Annotated in this window: 15 protein-coding genes and 2 pseudogenes; 7 read left to right on the forward strand and 10 right to left on the reverse strand. The window is 61.8% G+C overall.

Going from position 1 to position 24,006, the window contains the following annotated elements:
• Window positions 1-406: 406 nt before the first annotated feature.
• The 5 genes from J7I85_RS03775 to J7I85_RS03795 all read right to left on the reverse strand — a co-directional run bounded on the left by J7I85_RS03775 (window position 407) and on the right by J7I85_RS03795 (window position 7,559).
• Complete coding sequence (locus J7I85_RS03775; RefSeq protein ID WP_214846793.1) at window positions 407-1,861, reverse strand: APC family permease; 1,455 nt, start codon at window positions 1,859-1,861, stop codon at window positions 407-409.
• 766 nt (window positions 1,862-2,627) lie between these two features.
• Window positions 2,628-2,726 carry a helix-turn-helix domain-containing protein gene (locus tag J7I85_RS25880; RefSeq protein WP_214847001.1) on the reverse strand — a complete coding sequence of 33 codons (99 nt, stop codon included), beginning with the start codon at window positions 2,724-2,726 and terminating at the stop codon, window positions 2,628-2,630.
• A 1,527-nt stretch (window positions 2,727-4,253) separates the two neighbouring features.
• The gene (locus J7I85_RS03785) at window positions 4,254-4,487 is read right to left on the reverse strand and encodes a hypothetical protein (protein ID WP_214846795.1); all 234 of its coding nucleotides are present in this window, start codon (window positions 4,485-4,487) and stop codon (window positions 4,254-4,256) included.
• Between the two features lie 43 nt (window positions 4,488-4,530).
• Window positions 4,531-6,006, reverse strand: a complete 1,476-nt coding sequence (gene pntB / locus J7I85_RS03790) for a Re/Si-specific NAD(P)(+) transhydrogenase subunit beta (protein WP_251023907.1) — start codon at window positions 6,004-6,006, stop codon at window positions 4,531-4,533.
• Window positions 6,003-7,559, reverse strand: coding sequence for a Re/Si-specific NAD(P)(+) transhydrogenase subunit alpha (locus tag J7I85_RS03795; protein ID WP_214846798.1), 1,557 nt, complete (start codon window positions 7,557-7,559; stop codon window positions 6,003-6,005). The genes pntB and J7I85_RS03795 overlap by 4 nt, the downstream gene beginning before the upstream one ends.
• A gap of 586 nt (window positions 7,560-8,145) precedes the next feature.
• On the opposite strand from J7I85_RS03795, the gene J7I85_RS03800 reads away from it, so the two are divergent.
• The 5 genes and pseudogenes from J7I85_RS03800 to arfB all read left to right on the forward strand — a co-directional run bounded on the left by J7I85_RS03800 (window position 8,146) and on the right by arfB (window position 13,163).
• Window positions 8,146-8,802, forward strand: a complete 657-nt coding sequence (locus J7I85_RS03800) for a GntR family transcriptional regulator (RefSeq protein ID WP_214846800.1) — start codon at window positions 8,146-8,148, stop codon at window positions 8,800-8,802.
• Entirely contained in the window at window positions 8,799-10,319 is a 1,521-nt protein-coding gene (locus J7I85_RS03805; protein ID WP_214846802.1) for an MmgE/PrpD family protein, read from the forward strand. The genes J7I85_RS03800 and J7I85_RS03805 overlap by 4 nt, the downstream gene beginning before the upstream one ends.
• Complete coding sequence (gene prpB, locus J7I85_RS03810; RefSeq protein WP_214846804.1) at window positions 10,320-11,225, forward strand: methylisocitrate lyase; 906 nt, start codon at window positions 10,320-10,322, stop codon at window positions 11,223-11,225.
• Between the two features lie 28 nt (window positions 11,226-11,253).
• On the forward strand, window positions 11,254-12,390 hold the full coding sequence (locus J7I85_RS03815; RefSeq protein WP_214846806.1) for a bifunctional 2-methylcitrate synthase/citrate synthase: 1,137 nt from the start codon (window positions 11,254-11,256) through the stop codon (window positions 12,388-12,390).
• 351 nt (window positions 12,391-12,741) lie between these two features.
• Window positions 12,742-13,163 (forward strand): annotated as a pseudogene (arfB, locus tag J7I85_RS03820) (alternative ribosome rescue aminoacyl-tRNA hydrolase ArfB).
• Window positions 13,164-14,311: 1,148 nt separating this feature from the next.
• On the opposite strand, the gene J7I85_RS03825 reads toward arfB, so the two are convergent.
• Both J7I85_RS03825 and J7I85_RS03830 read right to left on the reverse strand, forming a co-directional pair.
• On the reverse strand, window positions 14,312-15,415 hold the full coding sequence (locus J7I85_RS03825; protein WP_214846809.1) for an acyl-CoA desaturase: 1,104 nt from the start codon (window positions 15,413-15,415) through the stop codon (window positions 14,312-14,314).
• A gap of 147 nt (window positions 15,416-15,562) precedes the next feature.
• Window positions 15,563-16,687 (reverse strand): acyl-CoA desaturase, encoded by a 1,125-nt coding sequence (locus tag J7I85_RS03830; RefSeq protein WP_251023916.1) that lies wholly within the window; start codon window positions 16,685-16,687, stop codon window positions 15,563-15,565.
• Window positions 16,688-16,904: 217 nt separating this feature from the next.
• Between J7I85_RS03830 and J7I85_RS03835 the strand changes: the two genes are divergently transcribed.
• On the forward strand, window positions 16,905-17,498 hold the full coding sequence (locus J7I85_RS03835; protein WP_214846810.1) for a TetR/AcrR family transcriptional regulator: 594 nt from the start codon (window positions 16,905-16,907) through the stop codon (window positions 17,496-17,498).
• A gap of 583 nt (window positions 17,499-18,081) precedes the next feature.
• On the opposite strand, the pseudogene J7I85_RS03840 reads toward J7I85_RS03835, so the two are convergent.
• Window positions 18,082-18,553: pseudogene (locus J7I85_RS03840) on the reverse strand (ATP-binding protein); the annotation flags it as partial.
• A 295-nt stretch (window positions 18,554-18,848) separates the two neighbouring features.
• Here J7I85_RS03840 and J7I85_RS03845 point away from each other — a divergent pair.
• Entirely contained in the window at window positions 18,849-20,039 is a 1,191-nt protein-coding gene (locus tag J7I85_RS03845; RefSeq protein ID WP_214846817.1) for an integrase core domain-containing protein, read from the forward strand.
• 1,079 nt (window positions 20,040-21,118) lie between these two features.
• Here J7I85_RS03845 and J7I85_RS03850 read toward each other — a convergent pair.
• Entirely contained in the window at window positions 21,119-21,307 is a 189-nt protein-coding gene (locus tag J7I85_RS03850; RefSeq protein WP_214846819.1) for a hypothetical protein, read from the reverse strand.
• A gap of 1,354 nt (window positions 21,308-22,661) precedes the next feature.
• The gene (locus J7I85_RS03855) at window positions 22,662-23,369 is read right to left on the reverse strand and encodes a bacterial transcriptional activator domain-containing protein (RefSeq protein ID WP_214846821.1); all 708 of its coding nucleotides are present in this window, start codon (window positions 23,367-23,369) and stop codon (window positions 22,662-22,664) included.
• Between the last annotated feature and the right edge of the window lie 637 nt (window positions 23,370-24,006).

The following is a 24,006-nucleotide window of genomic DNA, read 5'->3' on the forward strand; positions in this document are numbered from 1 at the left end:
GACGCTCCGCGTTTCAACCGGAATCTGACGCGCGACGTCGGCCGAGCTGTGATGTGAGGAGCAAGTCGAGGTCTGGGCTCACAAAATGTCATAGCGCTGCAGCCTCCTTCAGACATCTCATTGATGAGGACATGACCCGAACCTTGCCGAACAGACGGCATCAGACAGTCACAAGGCCCAGCGCGTTCCCGCCATAACGGAATCACGGGGATCGGCGCTTGCCCATGACCGGCATGGGGTCTGACTGCGTCCTCCGTTGTGGCTGCCCGCGTTGTTGGCGAACTGCCAAAGTGCCGTGCGACAGAGGATCCCAAGTGGCCAGCCACCTGCGGCCGGCCACTTGGGATCTAATCAACTCCCCCGGGCGCACTCATAGCGGCGAAGGGCTACGTCATCCGTGGTTCCGTCACTGCCGGCCGATGCTACTGTACGTTTCCGGCTTGGCCTTGCGGTAAACGGCGGCCATCACGATACCTGCAACAAACAGACCCACGATCAGTGTCATCAGAGCGGCGGCGAGCACTGACGATCCTCCAACGAGTGCCGTGAAGTCCATGGCGGCCAGAATCAGCCCTGCTCCCAGCCCAGCGATTCCCAGAATCGGGAATAGGATCCTACTCCATACCGTGTGACCCATGCCGTGCCGCCGCAGGTAGAGCGGGACAGCGATGCTAGCCACAAAAATAACGGCCAGGATAACGAAGCTCGTGATGCCGAGCATTGCCGCGTACACCTCGATGGCACCCAACCCGACGACAGCGACGATGAGGTTGAGGACCAGGCCCGCACCGCTCGTTGCCACTGATGCCAAATAAGGCGATCCGTGCCGGCGGTGTACGGTGCTAAGCCTTCGTGGAAAGATTTTGTCTGCACTGAGATTGAACAAGTAGCGGGCAGTGATGTTGTGCCCGGCCAAAATAACAGCAAAAGTACTGGTGTTGACCAAGATCGTGGCCACGTCGGAGAGCACCGTGCCTCCGAAGTTCACCAGCGTGCCGGTCATGGATCCGGTGGGGTCGGCAGCGGCGAGTTCTACCGCTTTATCGATGCCGAGAGCGTTGATAAACCCGAGCGACGACACGGCATAGATGGTCATCGCAACCGCGATGACCGCAAACGTTACACGCGGAATGACCCGATTCGGATTCCGGACCTCTTCGCGGAACAGCACAGTAACCTCAAAGCCACCGTACATGCCCAGGGCCAGGAGCAGCCCGGAGCTGAAGGAACCGTCAAACCAGTGAGTCGGGAGAATGGGGGCCAGCGAGATCCCGGAATGGTTGGCTCCGCCATTGACGAAGACAACGAAGTCGTAGGCGACGATGACGATGATCTCTAGAAAGAGGAAAATTGTCAGGAACTTGGCGGAAAGTTCGATGTTGAAATAGCCCAAGACTGCGGCTCCGGCCCAGAATAGGGATCCCCAGACCCACCACGGGAGATCGGGGCCACCCATGGTGTTGTGTACCAGTTCACCCAGAACAATACCGCCGAACGGGAGGGTGCCCGCATAGACACAGAAGTATCCGAGCAACGCTATAAGCCCAGACCCTAGACCGACTTCTGGTCCGAGTCCTGCCGTGATCATGGAGTAGAAGCCGCCTGGTTTCGGCATGATCTTGGACATACGGGTGAAGCCCACGGCGAAGCACCCGAGGATGAGGCCCGCCACGACGAACGAGATGGGGGTCCCCAGACCGCTGCCGGTCGCAACCATGATAGGGATGATTCCAATCACGACCACCATAGGGGCGTTGTAGGCCATCACGCTGAAGAAGAGTTCAAGCGATCCCATTTTGCCGGTCAGATGTGGCTCTGCCTGTGGCGCCCTTTGGGTCGTCATTTGATTTGAAATGTCCATACCAGTGCCTTCTTGATGAGTACGTCAATTGTCTCGGGCCGGGGTGATATCCTGGACTGTTGCCTCGACCGCCCCCGACATATGGGGTTTGCCTAAGAGCTCGTGGCCCCGGCGGATTCCATCCGTGTGGCGTTCGCCACTGCCTGCTTAGACAGATAGTGCCGTCTTATCGCTGCCATCGGATACTAGAGAACTGCCAAAGGCATGCCGTCCATGTTGGCAGCAGTCCAACGGCAGTTGCTCCCGAACGTGACAGCTACCACTTCAATCAACGCTGAATTCGTCAACCGCGGCAGCACCATCGAACCAGCGGACCCCTTCACCCCAGGCCGCCGACGCTGTCGACAATCACCTACAGGCCATCCACGGGAACGAACCCGGCGGATGCGCTCGAACGAAGCGAGGGAGCGGTGGGAGAGGCCACCACTCGTCATACCCACCACGTTAGAAAGTTGCCCGCGGGAAGACGGTGCCCCTTCCAAAGGCCGACCCAGAAGTGAGCGGTAAGTTAGGGTCGGGAAAACCGAAGTCTTGACATCCATGCTGGCCTGGGGTTGGTGCCGCAGCCGGTCTTCAGCTCTCGGGCATGACCGAATCGTACTTCGCGTCGCAGGAGCCCACAGTGCCTGAACCCGACGCCCACGCCCCTGCTTTAAAGGGCCAATTGTTCTGCTGGCTGCTCAGGCGCTCATCCGGTCTACTCACGCAGTTTCCCGGGTTCTGCAAGCTTACTGTCCTTGGGCCGTGCCCGGGCGGCGGTCGCGGCCTAATGGGCGCTGTAGGGCCGCACCGGGTGGCTGTTGCGTTTGATCTCCCTGCTGATCGACCCCTGGTTCCTGCCCAGGTCCCGCGCAATGGCCCGGATTGACGCGCCTTAGCGAGCTGATCCGCGATTCTCTCGCGCTCGGGCAGGGACAGATAACGGCTGCCGATGGGCTGTTCCAGACCGCCCAACGCCACCGGCACGGGTGAAGGCTCCGCTGCCGCGACCGCCGTCAGTTCCGGCGCCGCTGCGGGGGCGGGAGGTTGCGTAAATGTCGTTGTCACCTCCTGTTTATACGGCAGAACTGGAGCACCGATGCTTGCAGCGGTCGTGCCGCTGTCGGCGATGGCTAGTTGCCTGTCCCAAAGGTAGGAGCTTTGTTTGCTGGCCCCGACCGCCACGGCTGCGTCTCTGCGGCTCACGACCTCTTGGCGCAGGCGCAGGTAGCGAAGCTGTTTCCCAGATGGACGTCGCGGTTTAGTGGAGACAAGACCGGCATCAGCGGCCCAGTTAGAGCAGGTGGAACGGTTCAGGCCGAGCTGCCTGGCGGCCACGGTGACGCTGCCAACATCCCGCAGCACGCCTAGAAACTCCTCGATCACCGCCGGCGAGTAGCGCTGAACGGGCCCGGCGTTCGCGGTTCGATTCGTCCGTACTTTGCTGGGCACCGGATTGATTCGGCCTGCCCATGTGTTCGCCGTGCTGGTATTCAGTCCAAGTTCTCTGGCCGCGTCCACGATGTTCCCGGTCCGATCCAGAACAGCGCAGAACTGGTCCTTGTCAGCCTGCGAATACTGGCGCTTGCGCCGGATCCCGGCAGCATTGGCCCACTTCTGGCACGTGCTTCTATTGAGTCCAAGCTCCTTCGCCGCCTCGGCAACGGTTCCCAGCCGTGCCACGGCAGAAAGATAATCCTGTCTTTGCGCCGCGGTATGGGATTCCTGCCGGCGCTTCCGAGGTGCCTCGGCAGGGCGAACCCACTTCGCGGCGCAAGGAGATTTCTCCGCCGTGAAAGAGCCATTTCCTGATGGTGATTCCAGGGTCTTGCAACTCCCGATTTATCGGGGGCGTTGCAACGATCATTAGAGCTCGCCCGGTGGGCAGAAACTACTGGCCATTGACAATCGGCTCGGTTAACGAAACCGGTGGTGTCCGCCAGAGGGCCGAGGGTGAACGGATACCGTCGACCGAAGTCACGATCCGGCTCGGGCACGCCTACCACCTGGCGGAGCCTGCTGGCCGAGGGTGAACGGATACCGTCGACCGAAGTCACGATCCGGCTCGGGCACGCCTACCACCTGGCGGAGCCTGCTGGCCGAGCGTGATTCCCGTCGGTGGTCGAAGCGTGGTTCCAAGGCATGGTCCCGCAACAGGATGACGTTGCGCCGGCGCGGCTGCTGCGGGAAAGCCACGTTGGTGAGGCTGCACAGCAGGTCCTCGCCGCGGCGCTGGCTTTCGCGGCCGCCGGCTAGGGCATGGAATCGAAAGAACTCACCATCCTTCCTGCCTCCGGGACGGTCTGGCGGATAGGCTTCCGCCCGGACCCGTGGGCCTGGAGCGGCCGGCGTGGTCCACCAATGGGCGCTTTCCCGGACGCTCGGACGACCGGTGGAATCCGGTGTCATCGCCTCAACCGCGCCCCAGCGGGCCGGCCTGCTCACCGATGCGCTCCAATAGTTCGTGCCTGTAATGAAGCAGTGACTCATACCGGTAGTGAAGCCCAATCCAGGGGGATGCATCGAATGCGTCAATATCGAAGGCCGGATCCGGAACCCGATCCCTTCTGCTTCCGGCCAGCTCTAGTAAGGGTGCTTTTACATCATTCTGATGACTGTCACCACTAGGAGACTGATCTTTGGACATGATGACCTCTCATCCTTGTAGCTAAGGTCTGAGGTGGATGGCGTTAGAAGGCTTTGAGGATGTCTTCGACGCGTTGTTTGGCGTCGCCGAAGAGCATTTGGGAGTTGTCGCGGAAAAACAAGGGGTTTTGAACGCCGGCGTAGCCGGCGGCCATTGAGCGTTTGAACACCACGACGTTATCTGCTTCCCAGACGCGGAGTACGGGCATACCGGCGATGGGGCTCCCCGGGTCTTCGGCCGCCGCCGGATTGACGGTGTCGTTGGCCCCGATGACGAGGACCACGGACGTTCCGTCCAGGTCGTCGTTGATTTCGTCCATTTCCAGGACGATGTCATACGGGACTTTGGCCTCGGCGAGGAGGACGTTCATGTGCCCCGGCAAGCGTCCGGCGACGGGGTGGATGCCGAACCGGACGTCCACGCCGCGCTCGCGCAGCTGGTGGGCCAGTTCGGCCACAGGGTACTGGGCCTGGGCGACGGCCATGCCGTAGCCGGGGGTGATGACGACGGTGGAGGCGTTGGTCAGCATCTCCGCTGTTGCCTCGGCCGTGATTTCCCGGTGCTCGCCGTGGTCGGCGTCAGCTGTGGTGGGTGCGGCGATGCCGAACCCACCGGCGATCACGGAGACGAAGGACCGGTTCATGGCTTTGCACATGATGTAGGAAAGGTAGGCGCCGGAGGAGCCGACCAAGGCGCCGGTGATGATGAGAAGGTCGTTGTTGAGCAGGAAGCCCGCGGCGGCCGCTGCCCAGCCGGAGTAGCTGTTGAGCATGGACACGACGACGGGCATGTCGCCGCCGCCAATGGAGGCCACGAGGTGCCAGCCCAGCCCGAGGGCGAGGACGGTGACGACGACGAGGAGCCAGAGCTGCGAATCGTTGACATACCAAACGGTCAGGGCGACGAAGGCGGCGAGGGCACAGAGGTTGATGGCGTTCTTACCGGGCAGCATCAGCGGCGAGGACTTCATCCTGGCGGAGAGTTTCAGGAACGCCACGATGGAGCCCGTGAAAGTCACGGCGCCGATGAACACGCCGATGAAGACCTCGGCGTGGTGGATGTCGTTCAAGGCCCCGGTCAGGGCGGGGGCTTCGAGGTGGCCGTTCCAGCCCACGAGCACAGCGGCGAGGCCCACGAAGCTGTGCAGCAGCGCGATCAGCTCGGGCATGCCGGTCATTTCCACTACGCGGGCGCGCCAGAGCCCTATCGCACCGCCGACCAGAACCGCTGCAACGAGCAGGCCCAGGCCGGTGAGGGCGTGGGTTGTGCCCCAGGCGTCCTGGAGAGTCAGCCAGATGGTTGCGGCCAGCGCGATGATCATGCCGGCGATGCCGTAGATGACCCCGGCCTTGGCTTTCTCGTGCTTGCTCAGGCCGGCGAGGCTGAGGATGAAAAGCAGGGCCGCGACGATGTACGCTGCGCCGGCGATGGATTCTGCGGTCAAAGGACCGGCGACGGTGTCGGACACGGTGAAGCTCCTCGATAGGACTGCTGCTGCTGTTTCGGCGGCGGCGCTCATGCACGTGCCTTATTTCCGCGGGAGAACATCGCGAGCATGCGCCGGGTGACGGCGAAGCCACCAAAGATATTGATGCTGGCCAGCAGGACCGCGACGGCGGCGAGGACCTGCATGACCGGGTTCTCGGAGGTTACCTGCAGCAACGCACCGACGACGATGATCCCTGAGATCGCGTTCGTCACCGACATCAGCGGGGTGTGCAGGGCGTGGTGGACTTTCCCGATGACGTAGAAACCGACCACGACCGAGAGCATCAGCACGGTGAAATGCTGGGGCAACGGGGCCGGAGCGACCGTGTTGATACCAAAGAGGACTGCGATCCCCGCAGCTATGAGTGCCGCCTTGCCGGCAGCACTGATGCCCGCCTTCTTTTCGACTTTCCCGCCTTGTGAAGTGGCCGCGACTGTTTGTGCGGCCGGTGCGGCTGAGACCTGAACCCGGGGCGGGGGCCAGGTCTTTTCCCCGTCCCGGACAACAGTAACCGAGCGCTGGACCACGTCGTCGAAGTCAATGCTCAGCATCCCGTCCTTCTCTGGGGTGAGGAGTTTGAGCAGGTTCAGCAAATTCGTTCCGTATAGCTGCGATGCCTGGGCGGGCAGACGGGCCGGCAGATCTGTGTACCCAAGGATCACCACGCCGTTATCGGTCACCACGCGTTCTCCGGCGACTGAACCTTCGACGTTTCCGCCTTGGCCGGCAGCCATGTCCACAATCACACTGCCGGATTTCATCAGGGCGACATCCTCGGCCGTGAGCAGCTTCGGCGCGGGCCTGCCAGGGATGAGTGCGGTGGTGATGATGATGTCCACTTCGCGGGCCTGTTCGGTGTAGATCTCCGCGGCACGGCGGTTATAGGCCTCGGATGTGGCTTTGGCATACCCGTCGGAGGACTTCATCTCCTCCTCCACTTCGACCTTCAGGTAGGTCCCCCCGATGGACTTGACCTGGTCAGCGACCTCCGGCCGGGGATCCGTCGCCCGGACGATCGCGCCGAGGCTGCTCGCCGCGCCGATTGCCGCCAGACCGGCGACACCGGCCCCGGCGACCAGGACCTTCGCTGGCGGCACCTTGCCCGCCGCTGTCACCTGACCGGTGAAAAACCTGCCGAATTCGTGGGCGGCCTCAATGACGGCACGGTACCCGGCGATGTTCGCCATCGAACTGAGCACGTCCATCGACTGCGCCCGCGAGATCCGCGGCACCGCATCCAACGCCAACGCGGTAATCGGCCGCGCTGCCAAAGCCTCCACCAGCTCCGGCCGCAGACCCGGGCTCAGCGTCCCGATCAGGGTTGCCCCCTCGGCCAGCCGGCCGATCTCATCTTCGGTGGGCGGATTGATCCGGAGCACCACGTCACTGCCCCACGCCTCATCGGCGCCCACAATCAGGGCGCCGGCCGATGCATAGTCGTCGTCACGGAAGGACGAAGATTCCCCCGCACCCTTCTCGACCACAACCTCGTAGCCCAAACCCAACAACTGCCTGACAGTGGTGGGCGTTGCCGCCACCCTCGTCTCGTGACCCAACTCGGCCACGATGCCAATACGTGTCACTTGTTACTCTCTTTCATCCACCATCCGGCTTGGGCAGCAATCCACTGCCCGGCGCGCCAGGAATCGATTCATTTTTCTTCAAAGAACTAGCCAGCCTGGAAACACCATAGGGCCAATGCCAGGACGTGCGTCTCCCTCGGTCCCGACATCCGCACAGTCCTGCCCACTGTTCTGACTCTGCTCGATTGACAGCCTCCAGGCTTACCCATTGGCCGGGTTCTCCTGGCCTTTGTCCTCCTCGGTTCGGCCTCTAAGAGCCGCAGCGGAGACCCATGACCAGCAGTGTATACACAAGACGCTCGAATGCTCTATAACTCTCGACAATATCGCGGGGGGTGTATACAACGTGGAACTGCGGTGATATTGACGGCAGGCGACTGGCCCGTCCGTCCAAGATCCAGCCACACGCTCTGTATCGGGCTATCCGTCCCGAGGCCACCGCCTAGCCCCTCTTGCGGCTTGGTGGGAGTACGCTGTATACAGAGCTGAGACTAATCCGCCATTCCCACGTGTTTTCGTTTGGCTTTTTTCCTTTCTTGTATACACTGAGTGTTGATGATCATAGTCCGGAGCGGAAGGAACAACCTTGCGTGCGAGTGAACGCGCTTACTTAACCTTGCTTGAGGATATTCTCGAGTGGCGCCTGCCACCTGGGACGGTCCTTGCTGAGGTCGAGCAGTCCGAGAGGCTGGGCGTGTCGAGGACCCCTCTCCGGGAGGCGCTGGGACGCCTTGCCGCGGAAGGACTGACAGCACCCCACAGCGGGCGCGGCGTGGTCGTAACAGAATTGTCGCTCGACCACGCCGATGAGCTGTTCGAGCTCCGTGAGGCACTTGAATGCAAGGCTGCCTCCCTCGCAGCCCGCCGAGGTAATCCTCTGGTCTTTTCCCAGTTGCAGAAGGAGTTTTCCTCGGCTGCTGTACTCGTCAACGGTGACGAGGCAGCCAAAGGCAACTACTACTCCCTGGTGCAGCGACTGGATGACGCGATCGACCAGTCGATGGACAATTCCTACCTGCTCCAGTCGTTGAAAAGCCTGCGAGTACATTTGGTGCGCATACGCCGCCTCGCCAAGGACAATCCTGAACGCCTCCTTGCCTCAGCGATGGAGCACGCCAACATAGCCGGGGCAATTGCGGCCGGTGATGCCCAGCTGGCAGCGGCATGTACAACCGTCCACTTGAATCAAAGCCTTAACCACCTGAAATCAACCCAGCACCAGACCGAGAGGACAGCCTCATGACTGTCAACCATTCAGTACGTGTGTATAAGAGCGAGGAAAACCTGCCCCGCGAGGACCAGTTGGCGCACAAGATTGCAGTGGTCGCCGCTGACCCGGTTGAGGTTACACCGGAGGTGACCGAGATGGTGATCAACCGGATCATCGACAACGCATCGGTGGCAGTCGCCTCGCTCAATCGTGCCCCGATCGTCGCGGCCCGTGCCCAGGCATTGACGCACGCACCGACTACCAACGGCAAGGGCGCCGGCGTCTTCGGCATTACGGACCGTGTCTCCCCCGAGTGGGCTGCGTGGGCCAACGGCGTGGCCGTCCGCGAACTGGACTACCACGACACGTTCCTCGCGGCGGACTACTCCCACCCCGGTGACAATGTCCCGCCGATCCTCGCCGTGGCCCAGCACGTGGGTTCCAGCGGCAAGGATCTGATCCGCGGCATCGCCACCGGTTACGAGATCCAGGTGAACCTCGTGAAGGCGATCTGCCTGCACAAGCACAAGATCGACCACGTCGCCCACCTCGGCCCCTCCGCCGCGGCTGGCATCGGCACGCTGCTGGGCCTGGACGTCGAAACCATCTTCCAGTCCGTGGGCCAGGCCCTGCACACCACCACCGCCACCCGGCAGTCCCGCAAGGGCGAGATCTCCACCTGGAAGGCCCACGCCCCGGCCTTCGCCGGCAAGATGGCGGTGGAGGCGGTCGACAGGTCCATGCGCGGACAGACCTCCCCCGTGCCGATCTACGAGGGCGAGGACGGCGTCATCGCCTGGATGCTGGACGGCCCGGACGCCTCCTACGAGGTTCCGCTGCCCACACCAGGCGAGGCCAAGCGCGCCATCCTGGACACCTACACCAAGGAACACTCGGCCGAATACCAGGCCCAGGCCTGGATCGACCTCGCCCGCAAGCTCCACGGCGAATACCCGGAACTGAAGAACCCGGACAACGTGGCCTCAGTGTTGATCCGGACCAGCCACCACACCCATTACGTGATCGGCTCCGGCGCCAACGATCCCCAGAAGTACTCCCCCACCGCCTCCCGGGAGACCCTGGACCACTCCATCCCGTACATCTTCACGGTCGCGCTGCAGGACGGGGCCTGGCACCATGTGGACTCCTACGCCCCCGAACGCGCCGCCCGCCCCGATACGGTGGAGCTGTGGCAGAAGGTCTCCACGGTGGAGGACCCGGAGTGGACCCGTCGCTACCACTCCCTGGACATCAGTGAGAAGGCCTTCGGCGGCTCAGTGGAAATCACCCTCACCGACGGGACACGCATCCTCGACGAGATCGCCGTTGCCGACGCCCACCCCCTCGGCGCCCGGCCCTTCGCCCGCCAGCAGTACATCAACAAGTTCCGCACCCTCGCCAAAGACCTGGTGACGGAGGACGAAATCGAAAGGTTCCTCGCCGCCGTCGAACGCCTCCCCGAACTGGCCGCAGGAGAACTGGACCAGCTCAACATCGCAGCCGCCCCCGGCGTGATCGACCTCTCGGCAGCCCCGAAGGGACTGTTCTAAATGCTGTATTCGACCACCACGCCGGAACAGAAGCGCGTGAAGCTACGGGAGATCCTCGCTTCCGGGACCATTCAACAGTTCCCCGGCGCGTTCAACCCGCTCTCCGCCCGGCTGATAGAGGAGAAAGGCTTCGCCGGGGTGTACATCTCCGGCGCCGTCCTGGCCAACGACCTCGGCCTGCCCGACATCGGCCTCACCACCCTCACCGAAGTCGCCACAAGGGCCGGGCAGATCGCCCGCATGACCGACCTGCCCTGCCTGGTGGATGCCGACACAGGCTTCGGCGAACCCATGAACGTCGCCCGCACCGTGCAGGAACTCGAAAACGCAGGCCTCGCCGGCTGCCACATCGAAGACCAGTTCAACCCCAAACGCTGCGGCCACCTCGACGGCAAAAACGTCGTAGACCTCGACACCGCCACCAAACGCATCAGGGCCGCGGCCGACGCACGCCGGGACCCGAACTTCCTCATCATGGCCCGCACCGACATCCGCGCCACCGACGGACTCAACGCCGCCAAAGACCGGGCCAAAGCCCTGGTGGACGCCGGAGCAGACGCGATCTTCCCCGAGGCCATGCGGGACCTGCACGAGTTCCGGGCCATCCGGGACGCCGTCGACGTGCCGATCCTGGCCAACATGACCGAATTCGGCAAAAGCGACCTCTTCACCACCGCCCAGCTCCAAAATGTCGGCGTGAACATGGTCATCTACCCCGTCACCCTGCTCCGAAGTGCCATGGGCGCCGCCGAACGGGTCCTGGACACACTCAGGAGCCTGGGAACCCAACAGGTGCGCGTGCCCGAGATGCTCACCCGCGCCCGCCTCTATGACCTCGTGGACTACGAGGCCTACAACAAATTCGATTCCGGCGTCTTCAACTTCCAGATCTCCGACATCCACTAAGACAAGAACTGCAACGAAGGAGTTCAGCATGACTGACACAGACATCAAAAAGGGCCTCGCCGGCGTCGTGGTGGACTACACCGCCGTCTCCAAGGTCAACGCCGAAACCAACTCGCTGCTCTACCGCGGATACCCGGTACAGGAACTCGCTGCGAAATGCAGCTTCGAAGAGGTCGCCTACCTGCTGTGGAACGGCGAACTGCCCACCCAGGAGCAGCTGGCCGGCTTCACCGCCCGCGAAAAGGCAGGCCGCGCCCTCGACCCGGCACTCAAGGCCATCATCGACGCCCTGCCCACAGACGCCCACCCCATGGACATCTGCCGCACCGCCGCCTCGGTACTGGGAGCACGGCACCCGTTGGCGGAGCACTCCTCGCCCGAAGCCAACATGAAAAAGGCCATCGACCTCTGGGCGGCCATGCCCGCCGTGGTGGCCTACGACCAGCGCCGCCGCCACGGCCAGGACATCGTGGAACCCCGGACCGACCTCGGCTACTCCGCGAACTTCCTCTGGATGACCTTCGGCGAAGAACCCGTAGACGAGGTCATCGAGGCCTTCAATGTCTCGATGATCCTGTACGCAGAGCACTCCTTCAACGCCTCGACATTCACCGCCCGGGTCGTCACCTCCACCCTCTCGGACCTGCACTCGGCCGTCACCGCAGCCATCGGAGCCCTCAAGGGCCCGCTGCACGGCGGCGCCAACGAAGCCGTCATGCACACCTTCGACGAAATCGGCATCCGCTCCGAAGAATCCCTGGAGGAAGCCGCGACCCGCGCCAAAGCGTGGATGGACGATGCCCTGGCCCAAAAGAAGAAGATCATGGGCTTCGGGCACCGCGTCTACAAGAACGGTGACTCCCGGGTCCCCACGATGAAGGCCGCCCTGGACAAGATGATCGCCCACTACGGCCGGCCCGAACTCCTCGGCCTGTACAACGGGCTCGAATCGGCCATGGACGAGGCCAAAGCCATCAAGCCCAACCTTGACTACCCGGCCGGGCCCACCTACCACCTCATGGGCTTCGACACCCCCACGTTCACACCCATCTTCGTCGCAAGCCGCATCACGGGCTGGACCGCACACATCATGGAACAGGCAGCAGCCAACTCCCTGATCCGCCCACTGAGCGCCTACAACGGCCCCGAACAGCGATCCCTCTAAACCGGCAGTTCAACTGCCCCAATTCCTGCGGTGAGGTGTCCGATGATCACCCGGATCATCAACTATTCGCAACGTTTGTGACACCTCACCGCCGGCTCGCGCAACGCGCTCAGCTGTTCCAGATCCGACTCCCGTGCATTTAGGTTCGCCGCCCCGCTCAGCCGCACAGAGGCAAGAAGCGGCTCGCAAGAGGACGTTCTCAACGCAACCACCGGCCGCCCTCAACGACATGGCGTCCGTCGGCTACACAGAGCAAATGGCACCTCCGATTCAGCGCATCCGCTATCGGTTAGTTAGTGGTTGAGTGGTGACAGAGCTTCGATCCAGCCAATATTGTGCAAGGCTGTTCTCATGGATCTCGAGGTGTCGCCCACGCTCAGGATTCCAATGTCGGAACTCGGCTGGCGGTTCTCGCGTTCCTCGGGGCCAGGCGGTCAGCATGTCAACACCTCGGACAGCCGCGTCGAACTCTCCTGGAACGTCACCGGCTCCGCGGCCATCTCCGACGGCCAGCGCGCGATGCTACTCACGCGTCTCGGCCGGCGAATCACCGCCGGGGTGATCACTGTGACCGCCTCCGAGAGCCGCTCCCAGCTACGCAACCGCGAGATCGCCCTCGCCAAGCTCGCCAAGCTCCTGGCAGAGGGCCTTGCTCCCGAAGCTGCCGGCCGCCGCGCGACCAAGCCCACCCGCGGTCCAACCGCCGGCGCCTGGCCGCGAAGCAACAACGGGCGGCCACCAAAAGGCAACGGCAACGACCCTCCGCCGAGTAGCATCATCCACACCATGTTCCGCCCCGAGCAGCCGGAGGATGCACTCGCCACTTGTCACCACCAATTGGCCAACCCGACGACACCGAGAAACTGTTCCGGGTCCGGGCCCGGGCCACGCAATGACGCACTGAAGAACGCGACCGACGTGGGGTGGAAGCCGTTCTGCCGCCCCGATCAGATCTTGTCGCCCGGAATCGGTACGACCATTGAGTCACGTGGCAGGGTCGTACGCCGGCGGCCGAGCCATTCCAGTCCCGCGACGTCCGGGCAGCTAGCTGGACGGATTCCTGCCGCACCCAAATCAAAGACCTTGCCGGCTTGCGGTCTACACGTCGTACAGCTTCTGGCCGCAGCACTCCGCCCGGAGCGGCCTCGCAAATAATCGCATCTCAGGGCGTGCGTCACCACAAAAGGCCACGGCACGTCAAGACCTGCCTTCTTGAACAAGCCCCTGAGTCCCAAGCCAGCCAGCAGTAGAACCTGCCAGGGAGGGACTCGCATTACCGGTTGTTCGAAACCGCTGGAGTACACCCCAACCTGACGTCAGGCTGCCACTCAAAAGCCCTCAGATTAGTGTCCCTGTTCCTTATTGCCGACTCACCCTTCCGAAGGCCCTGAATTTCAACCTGACACTTCCGGCTTGTTCCCGGCACCCGGCGACGGCGGGAGCCACGTGTGGGTTTGGGTCACCGAGGCGGTGTCAGTGAATCACCGTTCCGTCATGCAGTCATCCAGCAGGTTGGCCATGAAGGAAGATGAAAGACCAGCCAGGCGGAAACCTCAATTCCGGACGCCGCGCCAAAAACCTCCACCGCATCATGCAGTAGACGCCGAAGGTAACCATGAACAGGCAACGACGCGAAAACCAGAGACGCACGGAAGGATGGGTATGTCAACCTGATTCAGGACCACTAAGACGGTCTGATCCAAGGCCAGCCGACCCAGGCTGATTTGTGCCGAATGTAATTCCAGGTCCCGTCCTAACCGGAGCGCTGGCCCATGCCACCGCCCCTACCCGACCTGTGCATTCACGAGCACGCCTGCGTAAAGTCTTGCTACTTGCAGGCACCCGGCGTCCGCCTACTTCCAGGACCGGCAGGCACTCGTCCGCAACGACGGCCTGCAGAACCACGTGCTGGAGAATTTTGCTAGCTGCGAGGGCGTAGCTGTGCGACCATCGGGCAGACGAACGGGTCCGTGTTGGAGGACAGGCCGACCTTGTTCAGGTAGCTGATTACCAGACCATATGACTGGAACAGCCCCTTTTCGGTGTAGGGAATGTTCTTTTCCTTGCAGAACTCAATGACGATCTCCCGCGCACGGGCAAGAGAGGGCCGTGGCATCGAGGGAAACAGGTGGTGCTCGACTTGATAGTTCAACCCGCCCATCAGGTTGTCTTTTAGCCATGAGGGGCGGATGTTGCGGGAGGTCAGTACCTGACGCTCAAAGAAGCTGATCTTAGAGTCCTCTGGAATGAGGGGCATACCTTTGTGATTGGGAGCGAAGGCACCTCCCATGAAGAGGCCGAAGGTCAACATGAAGGCCATCCATAGGATGCCTCCAAAGATCGGCCCGAACAAAAGCATTAGGGCTGCAATCGGAACTCCCTGCCGAAACACCATCATGGTGAACTCTCCAAACCGGCCCTTCAGGGGCTTCCCGTTCTTGCCCTTGCTGAAGATAGCGGCGAATGAATCGAGCAGCAGGTCGAAGCTTGTGAGTGTGAGAAGAATCGGGAATAGCCAACCTTGGTTCTTGGTGATGATCCGCTCCGGCGCTGGCTTGGCCTCCATGTCCTCAGTCCGGAAGGCGAGCACTCGAATGTGAATGTCAGGGTCTTTGTGAATTTGGTTAGGGGTCCGGTGGTGCTGATTGTGCTTCTTCATCCAGAATCCGTACGACAGGCCGGCAAACAGATTGGCTGTAATCTTCCCGTAGAAGTCGTTGCGCTTGTTGGAGAGGAACACTTGACGATGTGAAGTCTCGTGGGCAATGAATCCGTACTGGGCTGCGGCGACTCCAAGCAGAACCGTTGCAGGAATCGCTATGGCCCACGAGAGTCCGGTCGCTGCAATCGTTACGACCAGCGCCCACATAGCCGCAGCACCCAGTGAGATGATGACAAACCGCTTGATGTAGAAGGCGGGATTCTTTGCCAGTAGGCCTTCATCCTTGACCTTGCCGAGGATTTCGGAGTACAGGGTTGCACCAGTGGTTCGTGAGGGAGACCGGCGGGGCAGGGTGATGCTCATTTTTGATCCTAGGGTCGGTTCGTCAATCTTCAGGCCGCACGGGGTTCCGGCGGTCTTCTCAGGGTCCAGCCCTCACCCGGGAGCGTGCTCGCTTCAGGACAGGCCATTCCACCGGCATTTCGCTTCGCTTGGGGCCTTCACTGAAGCTTAAGTGCTGGCTTTCCTGGGTGGCAGAGCCAATTTGAAGACCTTGGCCCAGGCGGAACCGACCTGTTTCAGCAGCGGACCGGTGGTGTATTTCAGACCGTAGCGCCGGCAAATTTCCCGGACCTGCGGAGCGGCTTCCGCGTACCGGTTGGAGGGCAGATCCGGGAAGAGGTGGTGCTCGATCTGGAGTGAGAGGTTCCCTGTCATCAGATGCATGAACCGTGACCCTGAAATGTTGGCAGATCCAATCATTTGGCGGATGTACCAGTCCCCGCGCGTTTCGCCTTCTGCCATTTCCTCGGTAAAGGTGTCCGTGCCTTCGGGAAAGTGCCCGCAAAAAATCACGGCGTGGGCCCACAGGTTGCGGACCACGTTCGCGGTCAGGGTTCCGAACAACGCCTGTTTCCCCGACCCTGTGAGCATGGCCACCGCCGGGGTAGCAGCGTAGTCCTTGGCGAACTGTTTGATGGCCTTGCGCCCCAGCGCCTTAAGGTCCCTCTTCATGGCTTCCTGTGATTTGAGGCCTTCCTGATATTCAGGGAGCTCCAAGTCGTAGATCGCGATACCCCATTCGAAAACCGGCGCCAGTAAAGCGTTATAGAGCGGGTTTCCCAAGTTGAAGGGCTTCCACTCCTGGTCCGGGTCCATGCGCAGCAGGTTGTATCCGACGTCGCGGTCCTTACCCACAACGTTGGTCCACCGGTGGTGCAGATCGTTGTGGGTGTGCTGCCAGGACCGTGCCGGGGTAACGAAGTCCCATTCCCAAGTAGTGGAATGGATATCAGGATCCCGCATCCAGTCCCACTGGCCGTGCAGGATATTGTGGCCCAGCTCCATGTTCGCCAGTATCTTGGCTGCACTGAGCATGGCGGTGCCGGTGACCCAAGCAGCCTTGTTCTTGCTGACCAGGAGAGTTGCACGGCCGGTTATTTCCAAGCCGCGCTGGATCTTGATCATCCGGCGGATATACGCGGCGTCGCTGGCACCGCGTTGTGCCAGGATCCCGTCACGTACCGCGTCGAGTTCGCGGCCCAGCTCTGCCACCTGCTCGTCAGTCAGGTGCGCGGCAGCTGGCGGGCGCACCGTCGGGCTGCCGGACTCGGCGAGGGCGCCCGGACGCGTCATGCCGGCGGCCGCCTTCTCCGAGGGAACATCCGCGGCTACTTCCGCGGTGTTGTTGGCGACGGTCATGCGCGGCAGTCCGTTGGGGTCTCGGCGTCTGCTGTAACCGTGATGACGGTCATGGCTCTCCTTCGTTATAACGTTCGTCATATGACGACCGTTATAACCCTAGGGTAAGGTTGGTACTCCGATCAATCCGATGGGCACACGGGAGGCCGGAATGAGCGAGGATCCGCGGACCAGGATGCTGGCAGGAGCGGTGGACTTGATGAGTAGGGGCGGTTTGCCTGCTGCGAGCATGCGGGATCTGGCCCGCCACTCGGGCACTCCGCTGGGTTCGACGTACCACTACTTTCCTGGCGGAAAGCGCCAGCTTGCCCTTGAGGCAGTGCGCTTCGCCGACGATCAGTTGAGGTCCTGGTTGGGTCGGTCACTTGAGCAGGGCCCGGTGGCAGGTCTGCGCGAATTCCTGGCCGTGTGGCGTCAGATCCTGATTGACAGCGACTTCGAAGCCGGATGTCCGGTTCTGTCCGTTGCCGTGACCGAGCCCCGGGCGGAGGAAGCCGTGTCTGCGACCAGGGATGCTTTTGTGCACTGGTGTGAGCTGCTGAGTGGGAGTTTGCGCGAGCACGGGACGCCTGCCGACACTGCAGAGGCACTCGCGCTGCTGATCGTGACATCGGTGGAGGGCAGCATAGCCATGTGCCGGGTTGAAGGTTCGCCCCGTGCGCTTGATGTTATAGCCCGCACCCTGGAAGAGCTCACTGAAAACGCCCTCGCTCAGTGCACGTTGACACGTACGCTTGACTCGTGAACTAGCCCCAGGTTGGTATGGCGGGTCCGTCGGGATGGGAAGTCCCCGGAAATAAAAGCCCTGGGCACGATTACGGCGGCCCTTCGCACCGGAGTCATCCCCGCTGACCTGCGCGGCGCCTTATATAAGGCCGCCGCGCTCATCCCAGGCGTCACCGTCGCAGACAAGCAGGACAATTGACGGCAGGACCGGCGTAGCCATCGGCATCGCGTCCCCGGATGGAGGATCCCGGCAGGGGACCATTATCGATCCGGCCACCGGGCTGCTGATCGGGGAACGGAACGTCCTGCTGAAGGACTATCCCGGTTCCCCCGCCGGCACCATAATTACCTGGACTTCCGTACGCACATCAGTGGCGAACGCAGCGCCCTAAGCTCCTGACGACAACAGACGCTGAGACGGCCGGTCACTATCGGGGCCACAGGCCCTCTCAGTCGACTGTCCCGCCAGCCTTGCAAATGTTGAGAAACGCACCCATCTCTGCTGAAGCCCAAATCCCTGTGCCATGGTTGACCAACGGCTGCGAGGCCGCCGTGAACGCGGGCCAAGTAGCCGTCCCGGATGGCGAACCAAGACCGCCCGGCTAACCTGCGGTTTGTTGGGCGAGGGTGTGGGCGAGGCGGTAGGAGTCGGTGCCGGTTTCGATGATGGCACCATTGAAGGTCAGCCGATCGACTATGGCGGCGCAGAGGCGCGCGTCGGTGAAGGTCTTGGTCCAGCCGGAGAACGATTCGTTGGAAGCGATGGCGATGGAGTTTTTCTCTTCCCTTTCGGTGAGGACCTGGAAGAGGAGTTCGGCGCCGTGCCGGTCCAGCTCCATATAGCCGAGCTCATCGATGCAGAGCAGGTCGACGCGGCCGTAGCGGGCGATAGTCTTGGCTAGGACTTTCTCATCCGCAGCCTCCACAAGCTCGTTTACGAGCCTGGTGGCCAGGGTGTATTTGACCCGGTAACCCTTCTCTGCCGCGGCGGTGCCGAGGCCGATTAGCAGGTGGGATTTACCGGTTCCGGAGTCCCCGATCAGACACAGGGGTGCCTTTGCGGATCCAGTCCCCACGGATTCACCGCAAAACAACGCACAACTGTCACCGATGTCCTGACACACGAACCGTCACCGATGTCCTGATGCAGAATTGTCACCCATGTCCCGAGACATCACACAACCGAATCCGAAGTGTGATGTCTCAGGACATCGTTCACAGTTCTGCGTCAGGACACCGGTGGCACTATCAGGGTTCTTGGTGGTGACACTTCTGCCGTTTTGATCGGTGGATGAGTGGAGTTGAACCTGTTGATCCTCGTGTCCGGTTAGCCATCTCGGGGTGGCCGGATGACGCGCCCCGTGGTGCTGTGACCTCGTTCTGTGCCGAGCATGGCATCTCTCGTAAGACGTTTTATGTGTTACTGGGCAGGGCCCGGACTGAGGGCCCGGCTGCGGCGTTGGAACCGCGGTCCCGCCGGCCGCGCACGAGCCCGTCCAGGATCAGTGATGAGGTCAAGGGGCAGGCCTGCCAGGTGCGGGCGGCGTTGGAGCGCTCGGGCCTGGACCATGGACCGATCAGCGTGTTCGAGAAGATGAAGGCCATGGGCCTGGAACCAGTGCCGTCGGTTCCGTCGCTGGCCAGGATCTTCCGTCAGACCGGTGTCGCGAGGTTGGAGCCCCGGAAGAGGCCCCGGGCCGCGTATCGCCGGTTCGTTTACCCTGCCCCAAACTGTCTGTGGCAGCTGGACGCGACCGAGTACGTCCTTACCGGTGGCCGTAAATGCGTGATCTTCCAGCTCATCGATGACCATTCCCGTGTCGCTGTCGCCTCCCATGTCGCCACCGGGGAAACGTCTGAGGCCGCGATCGCGGTCGTGCAGAAGGGCATTACCGCCCGTGGGGTGCCGCAGAAACTGCTCACGGATAACGGGGCCGCGTTGAACCCTTCGCGGCAAGGCCGGCAAGGCCGGCTCGTCACGTACGCGACCTCTCTGGGGATCGAGGCGATCACCGGGAAACCGTACAAACCGACCACGCAGGGCAAGAACGAACGCTTCCATCAGACCCTGTTCCGGTTCCTGGACAAACAACCTCTCGCCGGGACACTTGAGCAGCTCCAGGACCAGGTCGACGCGTTCGACGAGCTCTATAACACCCACCGCCCGCACCAGAGCCTGCCCGGGCGGATCACCCCGCAGCAAGCATGGGACGCCACACCGGTCGCTGCACCACCACACCCGAAACCTGCTCTAGTCCTCCCGCAGGGAATCGACCAGGGCAGCGGCCAGGCCACCCGCATCGCGTACCCCAACGGCAGAGTCACAATCAATAGCGTGGTCTACATGATCGGCAAACCCTACGCCCGGCAGAGCATCCACGCGTGCTGGGACGCCGAAACGATCCAATTCTTCGATGTCCAGGGCACCCACATCACTTCCTACCCCCGACCAGCGGCCGGGACCAAAGCAGTCGGAAACGGCAAGCCACCCGGATTCACCGCAAAACAACGCACAACTGTCACCGATGTCCTGACACACGAACCGTCACCGATGTCCTGATGCAGAATTGTCACCCATGTCCCGAGACATCACACGGCCCAGTCCGAAGCCCGGGGTGTGCACATTGTGCACACCCCGGTTTTTGCGACGGCGGTAGGACATGGGTGGTTGGGAGCGGACGGCGGAGCCAATACGTGGATCATGGACTCACGGCTCGACGTTCAGCGCATGACTGATTAGTTCCGGAAGCGGGTTGCCGCCGCCACTGGTGTTCGGCCCTCCCGTGCCGCCCCAATTCTCTGCGCTTTGCGACGCGACGACACGAGGCCACGGGTCGCCGGCCCACCACCCGAAGTAGGGCCCGCCGGACTGCCCTGGGACGGCGTCAATCCGGTGACGGAGCCCGAGAGAATCGCGTCCACCGATGGTGCGGGTAGAGTCGCTGTCGAAGGCGCCATTACCGATGAAAGCAGGCCGCACACCTCCGGCCAGGTCTGACGGATACCCAACATGAGCCCAATGCGCGCCTCCATTCCACGACGTCGCGTATGCTCTCGATCCCATCCAACCAACGGTGTCTCCCAGACGGCGGTCCAGAACACATATCACGTAGTCGAATGCGCACTCGTCAGCAGAGATACCGTCTCCCGCATTCGCTTGGTTCCACCAATAGACGCGTGTAACACCGGCACGTCCGAAAGGCTCACTCTCATCGAACCGGAGGGGGGTGAACCTCATCCAGCCGGCAGTATTGTTCGGCCCCCAATTGACGACGTGGCTGGCTGTCATCATGTGACGCGGGCCCACCATCACCCCGGAACCCCATCCTGCAGCGGTGTTCACGATGCCGCAGGCAGACCACGGAAACGAGGTATCGGAGAACGTGAACCTCGAATCCGGCGCGAAGACGGCAGTAGGGTCGCCGCGTTCTTCACCGTCAGCGACGACGCCCAGCCCAGATGGAAATCTAGGGGGCGACTGAAGCTCGTGGGAGAGCTCATCGGGGAACACATGGAGGGGGCGGTACGGGCTAGCAAACCCGTCGGTGGCATACAGGCCAGTCTGCACGTTCGCCCTGCTGAGATCGACAGTCTCCAGTGGACGGGGAAAGCGGTGCTCGCCGGGGCGGCGACCCCGGGCTACGACAACAATCGCATCATCGGACCGGCGGACCTCACGTCGACGTCTTCGTCCGGGCGGACCGTTATGCGAGCGACTTCCTCCTCCCCGCCCTCCTCCGCTGGCGCCTCCGCTTCCCGGTTGCCGATCGCGTCGGCCCATTGCCCTACCTCGAGCGGCGGCACATCTGCATCAATGGCTTGCGTCACGTCATCCCCATGGGTACATGAGACGGGCAGGGTTCCCTCTCTCGTGATCAGCCTGCCAAGTGGGACGTTACTGCCGCGTTACCGGGCGGCACGACATTCGAGCGCCTGCCTGGATTTCGGTCAGCGGTTCTCGGGCCGTGCCTCCGTGGCTTCGACCCGGCCGGCATCTCACTGGACCCGGGTGCCGCCCAGGATGCAAGTTGCCCGGCAGCGGGAGAACGCTGACGGTCAAGCTCATACCTGTGGCCATCATGCAGGCAGTACCTACCGGCGTCGCTGGGGAGAGTCGTCTCAAAGACAATCCACCGTTTTGCTGGGAGAACGCTACTGACCGGATCCTCGTCGTCGCTGAATGCCTGCATTTCATGGAGTCGAGGCGCCGCGCCCTTTGACCGGCAGGAAGCTCAGCAAGGGGCTCAAGTAGCGTGTTCAAGCTCGACCCTCGAAGAGCGCCATCATTGAAACCACGCAGCGCACCAGTAATGCGGAAGTCACCTAAAGACGCTAATAAAGGCCTCACGGCTGCAGGTCCTAATGGAATACAAAGGTAATCCATTGGAATGTCGAATAGATTTGCACATTCGATGGTCATATGACTAAATTTGTCACATGACCATATTTGGGGGATCATACTGATGTCTGAAGCGGTCTCAAGAGCCGAAGCGACAAACAACGAAGCGTCCTATGAGACAACGCGCATTCGGGTCCTCGCACGATCGTCTCAGCCAGCAATCTTGAGCAAACCTTTTGCGAACGTTGGTGAAGTCCTGATTCATGTGCAGCAGGATCAAGATTGCCGGCGCATGCCGGTCCTCGGGTCTTCCTTGGCAGAACTCGCCGGGCCACTGTCGGCGGACAGACGAGGCGGCCCCGGGCATGGAGACTCCGCGATTGTCCCGCAGGTGGGTGATCGCAGACTGAGAGTAAGGTGAATTGCCGTGATAAGCGATGATCGTTCGTCAGGAATATCCGGGCAAGACGGGGCAGGCGCGGCGATGCCCCCTATGGGCACGCTAGTCATTCGTACCTGGTACGAGCCGGACCAGGTTTCCGGATTCCGCGCCAGGGTAATGTATGGTCAGGGTCCCGACGGTGAAGCCAACACGGCTGCCACCGCCGACCCAGACGAGGTCCTAAGTATCGTGCGTGAGTGGCTCTCGGCCCAGCCTGGCTCTTCAGGCGGCTAAAGGGCACAGATCCGAAGATTATGAGCAAGATCGGCGAAACCGTACCGCGGGACTCTCCAAGCGCCGTCGTTGTCGGCCGCGGAGGATCAGCATGGCCCAACTAGAGCCGCCTGCGTGTCGGTGGCCCGGGCCATGGAAAGGTGTCTCTCATTCCGTTCCGTTGCCCCTCACCGAACATCGGCAACAAGCCTTCGAATCGCTTCTGATGGAGCAATCCGCATGTCCGTCTTCAGCTGCGCTTCGTACTTCTCGAAGGCCCGAAGTGCTGAGGCGTTGTTACCCTGCAGCCGCTCAGCCTGAATTAGGAGTCCAACCGCTCTTTCGTAGAGTGGTTCAAGCTCCAGCGCTGCCTCGGAGGCTTCCAGTGCCACCTCGTATTCGCACCGTGCCAGCGACTCTCGGGCTATCACGAGAAGGGCGTGCAGACGGTCATGTCTAAGTCGGGTTTGCTCAAAAATAACCCAGTCTTCATACCAGCCTGGGAGAAGTTCCGCATATCGTAACTCGTGAAGGCAAGAAGCAGCATCACCGTTGAGCCCGACTTGGCTCAGATGCCGGATTTGCGACCGGACGCGGTGAAGGTCGACGTCCACCAGTTCGCTGAGTGATAGCACACCCCCGCCATTGATCAACAGGCCAGGCACCTGCCTTGAAATGAGATGCAGGCTCACACGCAGGCTTTCCATGGCTCGCGACTCAGAATGCTCCGGCCATAGTAGCCCCACCAGATAGCTCCGGGGGCGCGGTCCATTTAAGGCCAGCGCCGTAACCAGCCGCTGTTGGCGGGCTGCGACGTGCACGATATTGGCGCCGCAGAGAAGTTGCCATGACTGAAACAGGCTTAACTGAAAATCACCATAGTCACCGTTGCCCATGGTTACCCCCAAATCCAGTGGCTCTAGAGATCTGGGACAGATCTACGAACGAGGATCCGCAGTTTCACGAGTCATGTCAATGATCCGACGAGACTTACGAATAGTGCTCGCGAAGTGGGGCACGTGCCTCACTTGGCCAACCTCACGAAACGAGGGCCGGAGTCAAGGCGCTGCTGGGACCATCATGGACGGTCAGGCTTGTCGATGTCAGCAGGGGGAGGCAGCCTGAACCGCGCAGCGGCGAACCTTGGCAGCCTCGGTCCTGGAACTGGATCCAGGACACATGCACGTGGTGGTCGTGGAAGGGCATAGACCGGATCCCTGTTCGCCAGCAAACAGTAGAAACTCCTTCCCGAATGTGGCAATCTCGAGTCGCCCGCAACGGCTTGGTATGGAAACATCCCAATCGAAAGAATTCGACATCACATGCATGATTCGTGCCCAATTTCCATGAGCCATGGTTCCTAAGGAAACCTTTCCCCGGGGTGAGTTCCCCAGTTTCTAGCACGAGTCCTCAATATTCCTCATCGTCTTGAACGAGCGACACCAAGGATGGCGTTTCGAGAAATGTAGGTAAGTGCCACCGCGGGCGGTGACTTGAAGAAAACCCCTTCCGCTGGACAACTAGGTGTATTGA

Source organism: Arthrobacter sp. ISL-65, assembly GCF_018613795.1.
In the GTDB taxonomy this organism is placed as follows: domain Bacteria; phylum Actinomycetota; class Actinomycetes; order Actinomycetales; family Micrococcaceae; genus Arthrobacter.

Bases quoted from the DNA above. Each gene is read 5' to 3' on its own strand.
- pntB (WP_251023907.1), bottom strand. From the start codon at position 6,006: ATGAGCGCCGCCGCCGAAACAGCAGCAGCAGTCCTATCGAGGAGCTTC.
- J7I85_RS03835 (WP_214846810.1), top strand. From the start codon at position 16,905: ATGAGCGAGGATCCGCGGACCAGGATGCTGGCAGGAGCGGTGGACTTG.
- J7I85_RS03775 (WP_214846793.1), bottom strand. From the start codon at position 1,861: ATGGACATTTCAAATCAAATGACGACCCAAAGGGCGCCACAGGCAGAG.
- J7I85_RS03855 (WP_214846821.1), bottom strand. From the start codon at position 23,369: ATGGGCAACGGTGACTATGGTGATTTTCAGTTAAGCCTGTTTCAGTCA.
- J7I85_RS03815 (WP_214846806.1), top strand. From the start codon at position 11,254: ATGACTGACACAGACATCAAAAAGGGCCTCGCCGGCGTCGTGGTGGAC.
- J7I85_RS03785 (WP_214846795.1), bottom strand. From the start codon at position 4,487: ATGTCCAAAGATCAGTCTCCTAGTGGTGACAGTCATCAGAATGATGTA.
- prpB (WP_214846804.1), top strand. From the start codon at position 10,320: ATGCTGTATTCGACCACCACGCCGGAACAGAAGCGCGTGAAGCTACGG.
- J7I85_RS03805 (WP_214846802.1), top strand. From the start codon at position 8,799: ATGACTGTCAACCATTCAGTACGTGTGTATAAGAGCGAGGAAAACCTG.
- J7I85_RS03830 (WP_251023916.1), bottom strand. From the start codon at position 16,687: ATGACGCGTCCGGGCGCCCTCGCCGAGTCCGGCAGCCCGACGGTGCGC.
- J7I85_RS03825 (WP_214846809.1), bottom strand. From the start codon at position 15,415: ATGAGCATCACCCTGCCCCGCCGGTCTCCCTCACGAACCACTGGTGCA.